The 17,939-nt window shown below is 42.2% G+C and carries 15 protein-coding genes, 2 tRNA genes and 1 other RNA gene; 2 read left to right on the top strand and 16 right to left on the bottom strand.

Annotated features, from left to right (window positions below):
* Positions 1 to 92: 92 nt before the first annotated feature.
* From gla to ACUW6H_RS00810, 6 genes are all read right to left on the bottom strand, one after another.
* The gene (gene gla / locus ACUW6H_RS00835; protein WP_268705416.1) at positions 93 to 962 is read right to left on the bottom strand and encodes an aquaglyceroporin Gla; all 870 of its coding nucleotides are present in this window, start codon (positions 960 to 962) and stop codon (positions 93 to 95) included.
* 157 nt (positions 963 to 1,119) lie between these two features.
* Positions 1,120 to 2,286: an ATP-grasp domain-containing protein gene (locus tag ACUW6H_RS00830; RefSeq protein ID WP_454359296.1), complete on the bottom strand. Its 1,167-nt coding sequence runs from the start codon at positions 2,284 to 2,286 to the stop codon at positions 1,120 to 1,122.
* A gap of 12 nt (positions 2,287 to 2,298) precedes the next feature.
* Positions 2,299 to 3,039 (bottom strand): esterase family protein, encoded by a 741-nt coding sequence (locus ACUW6H_RS00825; protein WP_454359294.1) that lies wholly within the window; start codon positions 3,037 to 3,039, stop codon positions 2,299 to 2,301.
* 20 nt (positions 3,040 to 3,059) lie between these two features.
* The gene (locus tag ACUW6H_RS00820) at positions 3,060 to 3,884 is read right to left on the bottom strand and encodes an alpha/beta hydrolase (RefSeq protein ID WP_049537346.1); all 825 of its coding nucleotides are present in this window, start codon (positions 3,882 to 3,884) and stop codon (positions 3,060 to 3,062) included.
* Between the two features lie 136 nt (positions 3,885 to 4,020).
* Positions 4,021 to 5,235: a tRNA uracil 4-sulfurtransferase ThiI gene (gene thiI / locus ACUW6H_RS00815; protein ID WP_454359291.1), complete on the bottom strand. Its 1,215-nt coding sequence runs from the start codon at positions 5,233 to 5,235 to the stop codon at positions 4,021 to 4,023.
* Positions 5,236 to 5,243: 8 nt separating this feature from the next.
* Positions 5,244 to 6,386 (bottom strand): cysteine desulfurase family protein, encoded by a 1,143-nt coding sequence (locus tag ACUW6H_RS00810; protein WP_454359289.1) that lies wholly within the window; start codon positions 6,384 to 6,386, stop codon positions 5,244 to 5,246.
* A 137-nt stretch (positions 6,387 to 6,523) separates the two neighbouring features.
* Here ACUW6H_RS00810 and ACUW6H_RS00805 point away from each other — a divergent pair, with 137 nt between their 5' ends.
* The gene (locus tag ACUW6H_RS00805) at positions 6,524 to 6,949 is read left to right on the top strand and encodes a DUF6556 family protein (RefSeq protein ID WP_045592089.1); all 426 of its coding nucleotides are present in this window, start codon (positions 6,524 to 6,526) and stop codon (positions 6,947 to 6,949) included.
* Positions 6,950 to 6,993: 44 nt separating this feature from the next.
* On the opposite strand, the gene ACUW6H_RS00800 is transcribed toward ACUW6H_RS00805, so the two are convergent.
* The 4 genes from ACUW6H_RS00800 to ACUW6H_RS00785 all read right to left on the bottom strand — a co-directional run bounded on the left by ACUW6H_RS00800 (position 6,994) and on the right by ACUW6H_RS00785 (position 12,984).
* Entirely contained in the window at positions 6,994 to 9,300 is a 2,307-nt protein-coding gene (locus ACUW6H_RS00800; RefSeq protein ID WP_454359287.1) for a DNA translocase FtsK, read from the bottom strand.
* A gap of 86 nt (positions 9,301 to 9,386) precedes the next feature.
* Positions 9,387 to 11,339: a PTS fructose transporter subunit IIABC gene (locus tag ACUW6H_RS00795; RefSeq protein ID WP_096407729.1), complete on the bottom strand. Its 1,953-nt coding sequence runs from the start codon at positions 11,337 to 11,339 to the stop codon at positions 9,387 to 9,389.
* Positions 11,336 to 12,247, bottom strand: a complete 912-nt coding sequence (gene pfkB, locus ACUW6H_RS00790; RefSeq protein ID WP_096407731.1) for a 1-phosphofructokinase — start codon at positions 12,245 to 12,247, stop codon at positions 11,336 to 11,338. The genes ACUW6H_RS00795 and pfkB overlap by 4 nt, the downstream gene beginning before the upstream one ends.
* Positions 12,244 to 12,984, bottom strand: coding sequence for a DeoR/GlpR family DNA-binding transcription regulator (locus ACUW6H_RS00785; protein WP_096407734.1), 741 nt, complete (start codon positions 12,982 to 12,984; stop codon positions 12,244 to 12,246). Before ACUW6H_RS00785 ends, pfkB begins: the two co-directional genes overlap by 4 nt.
* Positions 12,985 to 13,145: 161 nt before the next feature.
* Here ACUW6H_RS00785 and ACUW6H_RS00780 point away from each other — a divergent pair.
* A tRNA-Ser gene (locus ACUW6H_RS00780) sits at positions 13,146 to 13,233 on the top strand.
* A gap of 181 nt (positions 13,234 to 13,414) precedes the next feature.
* Here ACUW6H_RS00780 and ACUW6H_RS00775 read toward each other — a convergent pair.
* The 6 genes from ACUW6H_RS00775 to ACUW6H_RS00750 form a co-directional block, all read right to left on the bottom strand.
* Entirely contained in the window at positions 13,415 to 14,356 is a 942-nt protein-coding gene (locus ACUW6H_RS00775) for a hypothetical protein (protein ID WP_096407736.1), read from the bottom strand.
* A 79-nt stretch (positions 14,357 to 14,435) separates the two neighbouring features.
* Positions 14,436 to 14,523: transfer RNA gene (locus ACUW6H_RS00770), tRNA-Ser, on the bottom strand.
* 72 nt (positions 14,524 to 14,595) lie between these two features.
* Positions 14,596 to 14,943: a transfer-messenger RNA gene (gene ssrA / locus ACUW6H_RS00765) on the bottom strand.
* Positions 14,944 to 15,001: 58 nt separating this feature from the next.
* A complete protein-coding gene (locus ACUW6H_RS00760; RefSeq protein ID WP_096407739.1) occupies positions 15,002 to 15,637 on the bottom strand; it encodes an SGNH/GDSL hydrolase family protein in 636 nt (211 codons plus the stop codon).
* A 1-nt stretch (position 15,638) separates the two neighbouring features.
* Positions 15,639 to 16,466, bottom strand: coding sequence for an HAD family hydrolase (locus ACUW6H_RS00755; protein ID WP_096407741.1), 828 nt, complete (start codon positions 16,464 to 16,466; stop codon positions 15,639 to 15,641).
* Positions 16,467 to 16,489: 23 nt separating this feature from the next.
* Complete coding sequence (locus ACUW6H_RS00750) at positions 16,490 to 17,809, bottom strand: CapA family protein (protein WP_454359284.1); 1,320 nt, start codon at positions 17,807 to 17,809, stop codon at positions 16,490 to 16,492.
* Positions 17,810 to 17,939: the final 130 nt, after the last annotated feature.

Below are 17,939 nucleotides of genomic sequence, written 5' to 3'. Positions count from 1 at the left end.
TATTTTAAAGGATTTTCGAATATTTTACAAGCCATATCTGTTTTATTTAAAAATTTTATAGCAAAAAAACTGGGTTCCCCCAGTTTCTTTTATTATAGATAAAGTAGTTTGAATACTGCTACTGCTGCAATAGCCGCTGCAATTGGAGCTACAACTGGGACCCATGCATACCACCATTTTGAATCACCCTTGTGTTGACCAAGAACTGATTTTGGAAGGAGTTCGTGAAGAAGACGTGGTCCGAAGTCACGAGCTGGGTTCAAAGCAGGCCCAGAAGGTCCACCGAGTGAAGTTACCAAGGCCATCACTAGGAAACCAAGTGCCAAGTGCGCAACTGAGATCCCAGCAGCTGTGTGAGGTGCTACTTGAGCTTTCACTGCCATTTCAGTTAAATCAACTGTTTGACCAGCCTGAGTAGCCATTTGTTTCATGTATTGAAGAACCTCAGCACCAAAGAAGTTTTTAGTCAAACCAAGTGCTGCAAAGAAAAGAACAAATGAACCTACAAACTCATTTAGGAAACCATTAACAGTAGCTGCAAAACGTGATTCTTTTGTTCCATGGTCCAAACTTGAGATAGTTGAGAAAGTTCCCAAGATGTTGTTTGGATTTTCTGTTTTCAAATAGTAAGGACGGTGAGTCGCTACAACCATAGCTTGACCAAAGATTGCTCCCAAAACTTGTGCTAGGATGTAAAATGGAACTTGATCCCAAGAGAAAAGACCACTAACTGCAAGTCCAAGAGTGAAAGCTGGGTTGATGTGGTTTCCTGATACATTACCAAACATCAAGGCTGGGATCATAACCCCCATACCGTAACCAACCGCGATAACGAGCCAGCCACTTTGGTGACCTTTCGTACCTTTAAGTTCAACGTTAGCAACTGCACCATTACCAAGAATGATCAAAATAGCAGTTCCCAAGAATTCTGTGGCATATTTAATAGCCCATGTAAAATCCATTTGATAGATTCTCCTTCAATTTTTTTAGACAATCCTTATTCTATCAATTTTTAGGCCTTTTAGCAACAGATTTTCTAAAAGAATCTCTGGAAAACGCTTTATTTAACTTATCTTTAAGAAAAGGACAAAAGAAGTCAAACTCCTTTCATCCTTTTCATTAGTCTTGACGTTTACCAAAGTCTGCAATCATCTGCTCCATCTCTTGACGGCTTGGAGTTGTCAGCATATAAAGGTAATCCCCTTGTAGCTCTGCAAAAGCCGCTGGCATGATTTTTTTGACCTTGAATTGTTGGCTATACTTGGCAAGCAAGTCTTCTTCTGAATAGACATAGTTGACATTGGCACGACGTGAAGTTGCCAAGCAATACTGGGGCTCAAACTCTGATCTTGGAAACTCTTCTCCTGCGACAATAGCCGCATAGCCACGATAGAGATCCAAGGAATGAGCAAAGTTATAAACATCTATGGTAAAACCACCTGCAGGACGGTTATTGTACTCAATGGCAATGTAGTCGTCCCCGTCACGGAAGAACTCGATATGGAAAAAGCGTTCTCTCATTCCAAATTCTTTGACAATGGCCTCACCATACTTGCGCAGTTTGGGATCCATATCCTTGAGGACATAGTAGGAATTGTCCATCTTATAAATCATCAGATCAAGTGGTGTATAGGCGTAGTCAAAGGTTGTTGAAAAGACAATCTGACCATCCTTGTCCACTAGTCCGTCAAAGGTACAGATTTCACTGGAAGTGACAAATTTTTCAAAGAAATAAACGGTTGAATGGTCCCATTCTTCCTTGAAGTGGTGGATATCGTCTTCTGTCTCAAGCTTAAAGGTTGCTGCGGCTCCCACTCCATTATCCGGTTTGGCAATCATTGGTAGGCCAATCGTCTCGACTGCTTGGTCTACATCTGCTTCTGTCTGGATAACAGCGCCTGGTACAACAGGTACGCCTGCCTTCTGGAAGAGTTTCTTCATCTCAGACTTAAACTTGGTTTTTTTAAGATCTTCAGGTTTGGCACCAAAGACATTGAATTGTTCTCTGAGTCTTGCGTCTAGCTCAAGCCAGTATTCATTGTGGGACTCGATGCGGTCGATAGGACCATGCTTGTAGAAAAGAAAGGCAACCGCACGCTTGACTTCATCTATATTTTCAAGATTGTCCACACGGAAATACTCGGTTAGGCTATTACGCAAAGGCTCATCTAGTTGTTCGTAAGGCTCCTGACCAATTCCCAAGACTGTGATGCCTTTATTAGCTAGTTCGATAGAAAACTGTTGGAAGTTTTGCGGATAGTAGGGAGAAATAACAAGGTAATTCATAGGCAACTCCTTTTATAGATACAAGTGTCCAAGAAAATAGGGCATTTGTTTACGCCACCATTCCCAGTCGTGGGCAACATCGTGCCCCCATTCAGCAAACCAGGCTGGAATTTGTTTCTGGTAAAAGGCTTCTTTGAGCTTGTAGAAAGATGGTAGACCGTCTTGTTCCCAGGCACCAAGTCCCGTACAAACGACGATTTCTGCCTGACGGTAACGATTAATAAACCAGCCGTCATTCTGATTCCAGATATAATCTACTGGCGAGTTTTGGTAAATGGCATCGTCATTGTAGTAATCACCAACGAAGAAACGTGCGTCATAAACACCGCTGAGAGCAATCACCTTGGTAAAGACATCTGGATGCTGGAGGAAGAAATTGAGTGCATGGTAGGCTCCCATCGAACACCCCGTCGTCATCATCCCATCAAACCAACCTGTCTTGTGCTTGATAAAAGGAATGGCCTCCTCAATCACATAGCGTTCGTAGGCACGATGCATCTCTGCCTGGTCATGACTATTTTTCCAAGTAGCCAGCCAGCTCTCACTGTCCACACTGGATAGGGTAAAGAATTGGACACGGCCTTCTTCGATAAAGGAAGCACAGGCATCAATCATGCCAAAATCATAGTATTCATTGTGACTGCCACCAGATGAAGCAAAAACCACAACTGGAATCCCAGCATGTCCATAACGGTTGAGGTACATTTCACGGTTGAGGTGGCCACTCCAGTGGCTAAGGTTTTCAATATGCATTGGCTTTCTCCTTTCCTAACTTACCATTTCTCTGCAAAAAATCGGAGACAGTCTGGCAGATTTTCCGACCATGGAATCTCACTATGGATAGCACCAGACTGAACTTTCAAGACAAGATTATCCAAGCCTACTCCACCAGCAATCAAATCATGATAATAGCGAAGCGATGAGTCGATATAGGCTTGCTTGATATTGCCAGCCATCAGAGTCTTGTCCGTATCATCCGCTTCTTCCGTTCCAACATAGATAAAAATACGTTGTTCAGGCGACAATTTCTTGCGTTCGATGTAGCGGTTAAAGGCTTCTTGATGAAGCCAGTTAGCAGATGAGAAGACACCTAGACAACCAATTCGGTCTTGGTATTCTAGTCCGATAAACTGGGTAATATTGCCTCCTAGTGAAGAGCCAATCATAGCCGTATGCTGGCGATCAGCTTTGGTACGATAGGTCTCATCGATAAAAGGCTTGACCACCTCCATGACAAACTCAGCATACTCCACGCCCTTACCGCCAAACTGCTGGCCTGGAATAGGAGATTCTTGGAACTTCCAAGCCGCGTACTCATGCATCCGACCCAAACCATCATTGTCGATAGCTACAACAATCATGCGACTGATATCAGGGTTTCGCTTAATGGCTGGAATAATTTTCCAAGAGTGTCCGATATAGGACTCCTTGCTGTAAAAGACATTTTGCCCGTCATGAAAGTAAACAACAGGGTAAAAACGGTCTGTATCTTTCTCATAATCCTTTGGCAGGAGAACACGCACACGACGCTCTTTTCCTGTATAAGGAACCTTGAGTTTGTGTTCTTTCATTTTTAAGTAAAAGTAGGAATGATTCATTGTCAGAAAACTCTCTATATTCAAAATTTTATCTCATTATACCATAAAAATAGAAAAAAAGTCAGTAATTGTCCATTTTAAGGATAAATAACTAACTTTTTTCATTTAATATTCTAAATTCTTCTGGATTTTCTGATTAGAGGAGATTATCAATTAACTCATCGACAGCATCTTTTTCAGCTTGAGGTGTGATCTTAGTGATCATAATCCCTGCCACTGCTCGCTCAACCAAACCTTCGACATCCATCCGTTTTTCATATTGCTCAGCATTCTCTATCTTAGGATTAGTCTTGGGACGGTCAGGCGCAAAAATAGTACAGCAGTCCTCAAAAGGCTGGATTGAAATTTCAAAGGTATCGATTTCCTGCGCAATGTCAATGATTTCCAACTTGTCCATCGTAACCACAGGACGAATGATTGGAGTGCTAGTCACAGCGTTGATAGTCTGCATGCTTTCCAAGGTTTGGCTGGCTACTTGACCAAGACTTTCCCCATTGATGATAACTAAACCATTTCGTACCTCACGGATACGATCGGTAATGCGCATCATAAAACGACGGGTCAAGGTCATGAGGTAGGCTTCTGGCGCCTTAGCCTTGATTTCTTCTTGAATCTCAGTGAAAGGCACTTCGATAAATTGGATATTTCCACCAAACTTGGTCAATTTTCGAGTCAAATCGTGGGCTTTTTTAAGGGCACCAGGACTAGTATATGGTGGGCTGGCAAAGTGAACGGCTTCAATATCAACCCCACGTTTGAGAGCTAGATAACCTGCCACAGGTGAATCAATTCCACCTGACAACATGAGCATGCCTTTACCAGAACTTCCCACAGGTAATCCTCCTGCTCCACGAAAGGTTTCATAGGATAGGTAGGCAGCCTCCTCACGAATCTCAACTTGAAGATTAATATCTGGATTTTTCATCTGAGCTTGCACGTTTGGAATAGCCTCGAAAACAGCACCGCCAAGAGTTTGATTGAGTTCACGACTATCCAATTCGAAGTTGTGGTCGCTTCGCTTACTAGTGATTTTAAAGGTCATGCCCTCCTTGTAGATAGCTTTCATAATCTCTTGGACAGCTGATTTAAGAACTTCTACAGACTTTTCAACCTTATAAACGGGAGAAAAGTTTTGAATTCCAAAGACTTGTTTGAGAGATTCTGCTACTGCTGTATAATCAGCTCCATTGAGATAAGCGTGGGCACGGTCTCGATCTGCGGTTACCTTAACTTGAGGATAGATGGACAAAACGTCCGAAATATTATTACGAAGTTTATTGATGAAACGCATACGATTTTTGTGCTTGGTTGACAATTCTCCATAGCGAATCATAATTTCTGAATACTGCATAAATGCTCCTATCTTACTTTTCTAGTTTGATTGTAAATTAATTTTAACTTGGTCAAGAACTGCTCGACCTGACTCATATCATTTTCTAGGTCTAGGCTAAGGCGTACTGCTGACTGGGCCTTATCCTTGTCCACTCCCATGGCAATCAAGGTCCCCGCAGGTTTTCCAGCCTTGGACGAACAAGCCGAGGTTGTAGAAATGAAAATATCATAGTCTTCAAAGGCATGAACGATGACTTCCCCACGAACACCCTTAATCCCAAAAGTCAGGATATGAGGGGCAAAGTCATCCTCATCTGAAAAGACAAAAATATCTGGATAAGCAAGAAGGGCTTGGCGAATGACTGCCTTCATCTGGCTTGTCTTAGCAGTAAATAAGTCTAGCTTTTCCATAGCCAAACGGAGAGCCTTGGCTGTCGCTGCTATTCCAGCAACATTTTCAGTTGTCGAACGATAGTCCCCCTCTTGACCACCACCAGTCAACAGAGGCGTAATCTTCTTACCAGACTTGATATAAACAAAGCCAACTCCTCGAACACCATGAAATTTATGACTCGAAAAGGTCGCAAAATCCACTCGATCAGTCAGATACTTTTCAGTCGGAATCTTAGCAAGTGCCTGAACCGCATCAACGTGGAAGGAAATGGTCGGCTTGTCTGCCAAAAGTTTTGATATAGCTTCAATAGGCTGAATAGAGCCAATCTCATTGTTAACTGCCATAATGGAGACGAGGGTCGTATCAGGTCGTATCAGGTCCTCTAGAGACTCAACATCTACAAATCCTCTGCTATCAACTGGGGCAATATCCACCTCAAAACCTTGACCTTTGAGCCAGAGGGCTGACTCCTTGACTGCTGGGTGCTCAATAGCTGATACGATGATGTGCTTGCCAAACTGGGCTTTTTCAAAGGCCACACCCTTGATGACCCAGTTATCCCCTTCTGTTCCACCAGAGGTAAAGAAGATTTCATCGCTCTTCTTGCCAATCAAATCTGCAATTTGCTGCCGGGAAGCATCTAAAATTCGTGTTGCTTGGTCGCCCAAACGATGGAGGCTAGACGGATTTCCTACAATTTTCGAAGCGACCTGCATGTAGGTCTCTAGTGCTTCAGGGTAAGGCTTAGTTGTCGCCGAATTATCAAAGTAGATCATGTTTTCTCACGCTTTCTAAAATCACTCCTTCTATTGTATCACGAAAAGAGACCTGCGACAAGAAAGGGAGTTTTCTCTTTTTTTAAGATTTTTTTAAAGAAATGAGGTATAATAAATCATAATCAAAGGAGAGTATCATGTCTAACTATCGTAGAACATCAAAACCAAAAACAGAACACATCAAAAAGGGCTTTACTGTCTTTCAAAAAACGATTGCTACCATCGGTAGTATCCTTGGTCTCATCACCGCTACTATCACCATCATGAACGCCATGGATAATAACAAAAACAACAAAAAAGAACCGACGACAACCCAAACAACTGTTGTCAAGGAAATTCAAAAGGAATCCCCTCAGGAAAATACTACACCTAACAAGGACAACACTTCTACTAAAGAAAATACCCCACAAGAAGAAACTTCTCAATCCAACAAGAAAGAGGAGAAAAAAGAAGAACAGAAAACAACAACTCAGGACTCTTCTACACCCGCTACAAATAAAGAAACAAGCGATAACGGAACACAGTCAAATACGACGAGTTCTGAAACTAAAACGAACCAGTAATCACAAAAATAACTTCTTTCCAAATTTGGAAAGAAGTTATTTTTTTATTGTTGCAATACTTTTCGTGGTTTGGTTCCCTCAGCTGGACCGATGACACCTGCCATTTCGAGCTCTTCCATCAGGCGGGTCGCACGGTTAAATCCAACCGACAAACGACGCTGAATCATAGAAGCACTAGCTTTCTGCGTCTCAATAACCAGAGCCTTAGCTTCCTCAAAAAGCGGATCGCCACCAGCTTCACCGTCAGAGAAATCTCCTTCATTATCTGGAACGTCTCCTGGGTCAAAGCTATCATCGTAGTCCGCATCTGCCTGAGCCTTGATGAAGTTTACGATGCGTTCGACATCATCATCTGAGATAAAGGATCCTTGTAGACGGACTGGGTGATTTTCATCAATTGGTTTAAAGAGCATATCTCCTCTACCAAGTAATTTTTCAGCTCCATTTTCATCCAAGATGGTTCGTGAATCTGTGCCTGATGAAACTGCGAATGCCACACGAGATGGGACATTGGCCTTGATAAGACCAGAGATAACATCAACCGATGGACGTTGCGTTGCGAGAATCATGTGAATCCCTGCAGCACGTGCCTTCTGTCCGAGACGAATGATAGCATCTTCCACTTCCTTGCTGGCCACCATCATAAGGTCAGCCAACTCGTCCACAATGACAACAATCAAAGGCAGGGGTACTTGTTTGTACTCAGATTGGCTATTAAATTCCTCGACCTTAGCATTGTAACCAGCGATATTTCGCACTCCAACCTTAGCAAAGAGTTCATAACGGTTTTCCATCTCATCCACAACCTTTTGGAGAGCCTTGCTAGCCTTGCGTGGATTGGTCACAACTGGGATCAAGAGATGAGGAATGTCATTGTAAACCGATAACTCAACCATCTTTGGATCCACCATCATAAACTTGACCTGGTCGGGTCTTGCTTTCATCAGAATGCTAGCAATAATACCATTAACTGCGACTGATTTCCCTGATCCCGTCGAACCTGCAACCAGTAGGTGGGGCATCTTGGAAAGATCAAAGGTTCGAGCAGTTCCATTGACAGCCTTACCCAGAGGAATTTCGAGGAGATTTTCTGGTTTAGTCTGAGACTGTTCCCAGAGTTCACGGAAGGAAACGGTCGCAATCTCAGAGTTGGGTACTTCAATTCCGACTAAGGATTTACCAGGAATAGGAGCCTCAATCCGAACATCCTTGGCTGCCAGAGCCAGCGCTAAGTCGTCTGCCAGATTGGAAATACGGTTAACCCGTACACCAACTGCTGGCTTGACTTCATACTTGGTAACTGATGGCCCAATTTCAGCCCGTTCTACCGTCACCTTGATACCAAAGCTGGCAAAGGTTTCTTCTAGGATTTTGATATTTTCTCGAACAATCTTCTTTTCCTTGGACTGATCTTTGGGTTTATCTGGCGCAAAGAGTTGCAAGCTTGGCAGTTTGTATTCGAGAGCTTCTTTGGTAGAAAAATCAACCTGCACCTCTTCATCCTCAAAATCTTCTTCCACATCTGGAACGTCAAAATCAGTTTGAGGGAGGATAATCTCCGGTTCGATCCACTCTTCCTCAGGAATTGGTGGGAAATCGTAGTCTGGTACTTCTGATAAGATTTCTCCCGTTTCAGGATCTACAGGAGGAAGCGGTAATGCATCCTGTTCTTCTTGTTCTCTCTGAATTCTGGCTGCTTCTTCAGCTTCTTGACGAGCCTTCTCTTCTTCTCTCTTGATGAAGCGTTCCTGTTTTCTCTGTTCCTGTTTTTCCATGAAAGATCTGAACTGAGTTCCAATAAAGGCTGCAACATCGTAAATAGACCAAGGACTAACCAAGAGTGCCCCAACTAGAATCAAAAGAACTCCAATAAAGTACGACCCGATATTTGAGAAAAGAAAGGCTATGGGAATATAAAGTCCGACACCAAGCAAGCCTCCACCAGCGAAGCTAGTCACCCGCATACCAGTCAGGTCCGTCATAACTTGAGACAGGGTCCCTTTTAAGACTGACTGCTCCAAGCCATATTTCCATACCAAGTAGGCCTCAAAAATTAAGAGTACGCCAGCGAAGATACAAAGAAATCCTGACAGAAGTCCCTCTTGCTTGCGGATCCATTTAAAAAGAAAAAGATAGATGAGGAGACCACCTATAGCCACATAGGCCAAACTTCCGACCACCAGTCGAATGAGATTGTAAAGAGTGACACCTGCTGCACCGAGTTTAAAGGCTGCAATAATCAATAACAAGGCGATCCCTAAGGAAATCAACATCCTCTGAATAGCTTGTTTTCTTTCAAGTTCTGCTTTAGACGGTCTCCGTCTTGTTTTTGTAGTATTCTTGTTTGCCATTCTTCTATTATACCATATTTCACAGCCATTTCGAATAGAGAAAAAGATTGCACCAAATGGTAACAATCTTTCTATTCTAATACTTTTTATGCTTGTGGTTTGCGTAGGGAACCATAAACCACACCACTTACAATTGCACCAACCAAAACAAAGGCAAGATAAAGAAGAGCATTTGAAGTTAGAGCAATGACGAAGATTCCTCCGTGTGGTGCCATGAGTTTGATACCTGCAAGACCAACGAGTCCTCCTGCTACTGCTGAACCAAGGATAAAGCTTGGGATCGCACGAGCTGGGTCAGCTGCACCAAATGGAATTGCTCCCTCAGTGATAAATGACAAGCCCATGATGATGTTTGTCAAACCAGAGTTACGTTCTTCTTTAGTAAATTTATCTTTGAAAAGAAGGGTTGCGACAAAGATAGCAAGTGGTGGCACCATTCCTCCCGCCATAACTGCTGCCATAGCTACAGAACCACCTGAAGAAACAGTCGCTGCAAGCGTACCTGTACCAAAGACATAGGCTGCTTTATTGACAGGTCCACCCATATCGACAGCCATCATACCACCAAGAACAATACCAAGAAGGACAGCTGATCCTCCTCCAAGACCGCCTAGGAAGTCATTCATAGCAGTGTTGATTGCTGCCATCGGGATGTTAACAGCCAACATAACAAATCCTGTCAAGATTGTTCCAAGAAGTGGCAAGAGAAGGATTGATTTAGCACCTTCAAGTGAACGAGGAACCTTAACGTATTTCTTGATAGCAAGAACCAAAGCACCTGCGATAAATCCACCAACAAGGGCACCGAGGAAACCAGATGAGACACCTACAAGAGTTGAAGTTGCTTCACCACCTGCGGCATAAGGGATTTTTCCAAAGGCAAAACCTTCTTTGGCAATTGCACCAGCCACAAAACCAGCTACCAAACCTGGTTTTTCAGCGATAGAATAAGCAACATAACCTGCAAAGACTGGAAGCATCAAGCCGAAGGCCGCGCCACCAATTTTCATGAACATAGAAGCCAATTCATGGTAGGAACCAAGATTTCCAAGGCTATCTTGTGGCACACCAAAAGCTCCGTCAATCAAGAAAGCAAGGGCAATCATGATACCACCACCTATAACGAATGGCAACATTTGAGACACACCACTCATCAAGTGTTTGTAGAAAGCACCACCGATACTTTGTTTTTCATTGCTTGCTGTTGCAGCTTTTGCTCCATTGGCAGCACGATAAACTTCAGCATCTCCTGAAAGAGCCAAGTTGATCAACTTTTCCGTCTTACGGATACCATCAGCAACCGGACGATTGATTAATGGTTTGCCATCGAAACGATCCATTTCAACGGCCTTATCTGCTGCGATGATAACTGCTTTAGCCTTACGGATATCTTCTGCAGTTAGTTGATTTCCAACACCGCTGGCACCGTTGGTTTCAACCTTTATCCCAACACCCATTTCAGCAGCCACTTTTTGAAGAGCTTCTTGGGCCATGTAAGTATGAGCAATCCCTGTCGTACAAGCTGTAACAGCTACGATAAAGTCGCCAGAGTCATTGGCAGGTGCTTGGATAGGCTCCTCAGCTTTTTCTGAAGCTTGGTCAAAAAGTTCGATAACTTGATCAGCTGATGTTACTTGACGAAGTTTGTCAGCAAATCCGTCTTTCATCAAGTATTGAGACAATTCTGCCAAGGCTGCCAAGTGAGTGTCATTGGCACCTTCTGGAGCTGCAATCATAAAGAAGAGGTCTGTTGGTTGCCCATCCAAGCTCTCATAGTCAACACCCTTGTTTGACTTAGCAAAGAGAACGGTTGCTTCTTTGACAGCAGAGTTTTTGCTGTGTGGCATAGCGATTCCGTCACCCAAACCAGTGGAAGTTAGAGCTTCACGCGCTAAGATTCCTTCTTTAAAGGTTTCAAAATCTGTCACATAACCGTGATCTACCAAACTTTTAATCATTTCTTCAATGACAGCTGTTTTTTCAGTTGCCTGCAAATCCAGCAACATAACATCTTTTCTCAATAAATCTTGAATTTTCATCTTTTTTCTACCTCAACTTTTTCATAAGTTTCTTTAATAAATGCTGCAGTTGCTAAATCATCTGAAAATGTAGTTGCTGTTCCACAAGCCACTCCCCATTTGAAGGCTTCTACTGCGTCTTTTGATTTGACAAACTCACCCGTAAATCCAGCAACCATCGAGTCACCAGCTCCAACTGAGTTTTTCACGGTTCCTTTAATCGGTTTAGCAAAGTAGGTTCCCGCTGATGTTACCAGAAGGGCACCATCACCAGCCATTGAGATAATAACGTTTTGAGCACCTTTAGCCAATAACTCTCGGGCATGTTTCTCTATCTCATCTAAACTTTCGAGCTTCACTCCAAAGATAGCACCAAGTTCATGATTGTTTGGTTTGACTAAAAGTGGTTGATAATCCAAACTATCAATCAAGGTCTGACCTTCAAAGTCACAAACCACTTGCGCACCAGTCTGGCGTGTCAAGGCAATCAAATCCTTATAGATAACATTGCCTAGGTTCTTAGCACTCGAACCTGCAAACACCACCGTATCATCTGCTGTCAGACTAGACAAAATAGCTTTCAATTCTTCTAACTGAGCTGGCTCAACATTAGGACCAGTCCCGTTGATTTCTGTTTCTTGGTCTGCTTTAATCTTGACATTGATTCGAGTATCTTCTGCTACTTGGACAAAACGTGTCTCGATTTCTTCCTCTGTAAGGGTATCTGTGATAAATTTACCAGTAAAGCCTCCAATAAATCCGGTCGCTGTATTGGGAATACCCAAGCGCTTCAAAACACGACTAACATTGATTCCTTTCCCACCAGCAAACTTATCATCACTGTCCATTCGATTGACACTACCGACTTCTACGTTGTCTAAGCGAACGATATAGTCAATGGATGGATTGAGCGTGACTGTATAAATCATACTTCTATTACCTCCGTTTTCTCCTTAATAGCCTGCAAGAGCTCATGCCCTTGACTTGTGATAACGATAGCGCGTTTGAGTGGTGCTACCTTGGCAAAGCAAGTTTGTCCAATTTTTGATGAATCCACCAAAACATAGGTCTGTTTGGCATTCTCTAAAATAGCCCGCTTAACAGCTCCCTCCTCCATGTCAGGAGTCGTATAATAACCATCGTCAACACCATTCATCCCGATAAAGGCACGGTCAAAGTGTAATTGGTTAATCTGGTTAAGAGCAACGCCCCCGATGCTAGCATCTGTCGTCATCTTGACGCTACCTCCAACCATGACAGTTGGAATCTGCTTTTCTACCAGCTGAACTGCATGGTGAATCGAATTGGTCACAACGGTGATCTCCTTATTAACCAATTCCTTGATCAAAAAAGCAGTTGTTGTTCCAGCATCGATAAAGATAACATCTTGTTCCTTGATAAGAGATGCTGCTTTCTGAGCGAGTAATTTCTTTTCCTGAAGGTTTTTGACAGATTTTTCTTGAATGGTTTCTTCTTCCTGCAAGGAGTGGGGCAATTCTGCTCCACCATGCACACGACGAAGCTTATTCTCTGCTTCCAACTCATCCAAATCCCTTCGAACCGTTGATTCTGACGTTTCTAACAAACTAACTAACTTTTCTAAAGAAACTACTTGATGCTGATTAAGTTGCTCTAAAATTAATTGTTTTCTCTCTGTTTTTAACACCAAAACACCTCCTGTTATCGTTTACACTATTCATTCTAACACAATCTCTATCAAAGTCAAGCAATTTTTGTCATTTTCTTTCAAATTCTATCATTTTTCTTGTTTCCAACATTTTTATTGCAAGATAAGTGGCTTTATGGTAGACTATTTGAGTAAGTATTGGAAGATTACTCAAGAGGCTTAAGAGGCCGTGTTGGAAACGCGGTAGGCGTGTAACAGCGTGCGTGGGTTCGAATCCCATGTCTTCCGTAGAAAAAGAAAAACTGCATTGAGGTGCAGTTTTTTTTACCGTTCTAAGAACAATATATAGAAATGAAAGGCTGAGTTACTTTAACTACCACACCACATTTTTCTGTATCCTGCCCTATCCTAATTCATAAAAAAACAAGTAGTTTATTAAGACTACTTGTTTTTCTTTTAAATCTAAAGATTAGATATTGCTTTTATCTTTCTTATCTGAAGATTTGTCTGTTGATTTATCAGTAGATTTGTCTGTAGACTTTTCTTTGTCATTCGACTTCGTAGAGTTTTTACGTACAATCTTATCATACCCTTCTGTGTTGTCAAGTAACTCAGATGCTAGAGTACGGTAATCTTCTTGAGAAATAAGCCAGTTCCCATCTTTGTCCTTGGTTAATTTGATTTCAGTATCAAAATCTCCAGTAGTAAATGGTGTGTGTGCTAAGTTAGGATCTACGTCAGTATAGACAGTAAAATCCTTCTTGAAAAGATGCTCGAAGATCCAGTAAGAGATCAAGGTTTGGTAACGTTTAATATCAACATCTGATCCAGCTTGATTGTACTTAGCTAGGTTGTCAACACCTCCAATTAGAGTGGTGAGAACTTCCCTTGTAGATGAAGCCAATCCTTTAGAGTGTAGTTTTTTAGAGTTAAAAGTAACAGTAGCTGTATTACCGGATTCATCTACTTTCACATCTTTAACTGAATAAGAACCAATGTCTTGGTATAATCTACGTCTCATTTTCAAGAAACCTGAAATTGTTTCTTCTGGAGTTTCAATAGGGAAATCATCATGCCATTTTACAGAGTATGTAGATGCAGGTGAAAGACCATCATCTTTAATTTTTTCACTTGTTTGAACTGCAATAACGGCATCAGTCCATTTTTCATAAGTTTCGCCATAAATCTTCTTGAATCGTACAGAGTCGCTAGTGAGAACAGAGTCTAGGAGAATTTCAGCATCTTTTGTAACTTTCTCTTTAACTTCCGCTGCTTCATCCTTCTTCTCAACTTGTTCCGTTTTCTCCTTGTCATCAGAAGAAGCTTCAGATGACTGATTAGAAAATGCGGAACATGCACCCAAGACAACTGTTGAGACTGCTAAGATACTTAGTAACTTAATCTTTTTCATGTTTCACCTCTTTATGAAAATTTACTCTTGGAGAACACCTCCAAGTAGATTAGTTTAGAAAAACACGGGGTTCATCTAACGGAGAATGGGGGATTCGAACCCCCGCGCCGGTTACCCGACCTAACGATTTAGCAAACCGTCCTCTTCAGCCTCTTGAGTAATTCTCCACTAGCAAACTAAAACAAATAGGATACAATAAAGGATACAATTTGACGAAATAATCCCAAAAATCCTATTGATGATGGAGCCGGTGGGAGTCGAACCCACGTCCAAACACCTGCCAACATATTTGTCTACAACCATAGGTTATGTATTGTTTTAACAGTCCCTCGACACATAACTCAAGCCTAGGAACTGCGAGTCTATCAATCTCTTATCAAACCACTAGACAAGGCTTGATCGTATCTCGCTAATCATAAGACCTGTCATTGAACACGAGCAATCCAAATCAGGTCACGCCTGCTGGTTTTTAGGCAGCTAGAGCGTAAGAAGTGTTATTTTTTGCAGTTATATTTAACTGAGCGTTTACGTCGCCACACGGGTTGCAAAATATGCCTCATAATGCCTGTCGAATCCGTAACGACCCCAGGATGTTAGAACTATTATAACCTATCTTCATAAAAATTGCAAAATCAAGCCAATTCTTTAGAAAAGATACGTTTTCAAAGCATCTGATAAGGCTTGATAACCAGCTACACTTAGATGGAGACCATCCGTTGTATAGGCTGATTGAAGTTGTCCTTCTGAATCTGTCAAACTATCATAAATTGGTAGAAAATCTACTTGCATATAGGCGGAGGCTAGAGCCTCATAGGCTTGATTCCATTCTCTGATTTTTTCATTGGTACGAATGTAAACTGTCTGCTTGTATTCTTCTCCTTCATTGACTGGCAGAATAGAAACTAGCTTTATTTGTGACAGCGGATAATCTCGGTTAAGCGATTGAATCACACCTTCAAGATTATCCAAGGCTTCATTCATGGGAATATCTTTTCCGATATCGTTTGTCCCAATTAAGAGAACAATTTGATCGACAGCATCACCATAAAGATGGGCATCAAGATTGTCTAGTAGAAGTCCCGTCTGGTAACCTCGGATGCCTCGATTAACAATCGTCTTGGTAGTCCCGAGTAACTCTTGCAAAGGGTAGTATTCTACAATCGAATCGCCGATAAAAATCATATCTGGCTCTAAAAGAGAAATCTGATTGAGTTCACGATACTTGGTTTGAATTTTTGCTTGCTCTTTTAGGAGCCAATTTTCTAATAACTGTACTGCCACCTTATCCCTCTTTCTCTAACCAATTTTCTAGGACCTGATAAACGCCCCCTTGGCTGTTAGCTGGAGCTAGGGCAGTTGCAACTGCCTTGGCCTCATCATCAGCATTTTCCATAGCATAGGCAATTCCAGCCATCTCCAACATCTCAACATCATTTTCGCTATCACCAAAAGCCATGATTTGTTCCGATGTCAAATCCCAGCGCTTGAGCAATTCTTCCAATCCCCAAGCCTTGTGAACCCCAGCTTGCAGGATATCGATACAGCCATAACCGCTAGAAACAGCTCTTACACGACCATCAAAGAGGTCATTGATTTCCTGCAAAACTGCACTAGAACGTTCTTCACCAACGACCATGCTCATCTTTAGGACTCCTCCAAAGAGGTCTGAGTTTAGCTCATCCACAAAATTGGTCCTTTGGTAAAGTTTTTCAATCATCTCTGGAGTCATAAATTTTTCCAGGTCTGTAAAAACAGTTCCTTCCTTGACAAAACTCCCATTCATGCTGGTGACGACGAACTGATCTCGACACTCCCTCCCTTTAAAATGAAGGAGAGCCTTGTCAACCATAGCATCATCCCAGGTCTGAGCCTGAAGTAATGTATCATACTCAAATATCCGCGCACCGTTAGCAACAACCAGGACTACTCGACTCGCCAAGTGTTCTAGTAGTTGCCTCATCCGATGGACTTCATTCCCCGTCGCAATGACAAAACGGATACCTCGTTCATCTAATTGGTCTAAAATTTTTTCTAAACGTGGCAAATCCAGTTGCCCTCTTGGATCCAGCAAGGTTCCATCCATATCTGTTGCAATTAATTTAATCGTCATCTCGTCTCCTTTAGGGCGAGTACCTACCACTTCAACCCTACATGTTCATTCATTTCTTTATAGGCTGTGTCAATTCGTTCCTTGGTCGCCTCATCCAACTGCTCACGGTAACGTCCTCCTTCAATGAAGTCCTCCAAGATATAGGTCTGATAGAGGAAGAGAGGATAGCCTTCTGGGGAGTAAGTCCCTTTGGGTGTTCGATTAACCCAAGTAGGATGCGCTTTGGCGGTTTCAATTCTTGTCTTTCCATCTTTTTTCTTAATGGTCACATCCATGAGAACACCGCGCTCTGTCCACTTGGCATTTTCCTCGTCTTGCATGGTTTCAATACGCTGGTTTGAAAGGAAATTCCCCATGGAATAGATAATCAGTTTTTTGTCACCATCTTTTTCGACCGTTTCGGCAGGTTCAACGACGTGAGGATGCCCTCCAAAGATAATATCGGCTCCCCAGTCCACCATCTTGTGATACAGTGTCTTTTGTTCTTCCGTTGGTTCCAACTGGTATTCAATTCCCATCTGAGGCATAACAACAGTGATATCCGCTTCTTTCTCGGCACGCTCGATTTCTGCCTTCATCTTTTCTTCGTTTAAGTCAGAAAGATAGCGATTATAGTCCTCTTGGGAAATAGATTGTTCAATGCCATTAAAGCCATAGGAATAAGCCAAGAGAGCTACCTTGATACCATTGACTTCCTTAATAACAAGTGGAGACTTGTCCCGTGGTTCCTTTGTGTAAACTCCGATAGGCGTCATTCCTGCCTTTTCAATAGCTTGAGCCGTTGAGACCACTCCCTCTATCTGAGAATCTAGGATGTGATTGTGGGCCAAGTCTAGAACTTGATAGCCTGCATCCTTGATCGCATTCATCACCTCACCAGGTGCATTAAAAAGAGGATAACCTGCCAAATAGTGGTCCTTGTTCACAGTTCCTTCAAAGTCACCAATCACCAAATCCGCTTGCTTGAGCCATGGTTTTACATACTCAAAATTTTCATGAAAATCATAAGTCCCATCTTCTTTTAGAGCTGTTCGGTAGATAGGGATATGATAAAGAAGATCACCGTTTGCCATGATACGGGCTGTCTTTTCGTCAGTATCATTTTCCTTGGACTGACCAGATGTACTTGTAGAATCAAGAGTTTGACTACTAGGGCTCGTTCCCTTGTTGCCTTGTACTGCTCGAACTAACAAGTTCCCTCCCATGGACAGGGCAACTGCAAGCAGTAACACAATAATAAACTGAGCATTGGTCCAGGATTTATAATTCCGAAAGAACCCAATACTTCTCTCCAACAATCCATTAATAGGTCCATGAGACCGTCTTTTTTGTCGCTTTTCCATCTGCATTCTCCCTTGCTTTCTTATGCAAGTCTTTTCTTTTATTATACCACAGACAAAAGAGGAATACCGTTTATTATATTATTTTTTAGTAACTTCTGCGACTTTCTTTCTGACCTATTTTGTGTTATCA

This window comes from Streptococcus sp. 151470009-6 (assembly GCF_053628175.1).
The sequence above is the reverse complement of the archived record's forward strand: the minus strand, read 5'-3'. Positions and strand labels throughout refer to the sequence as shown.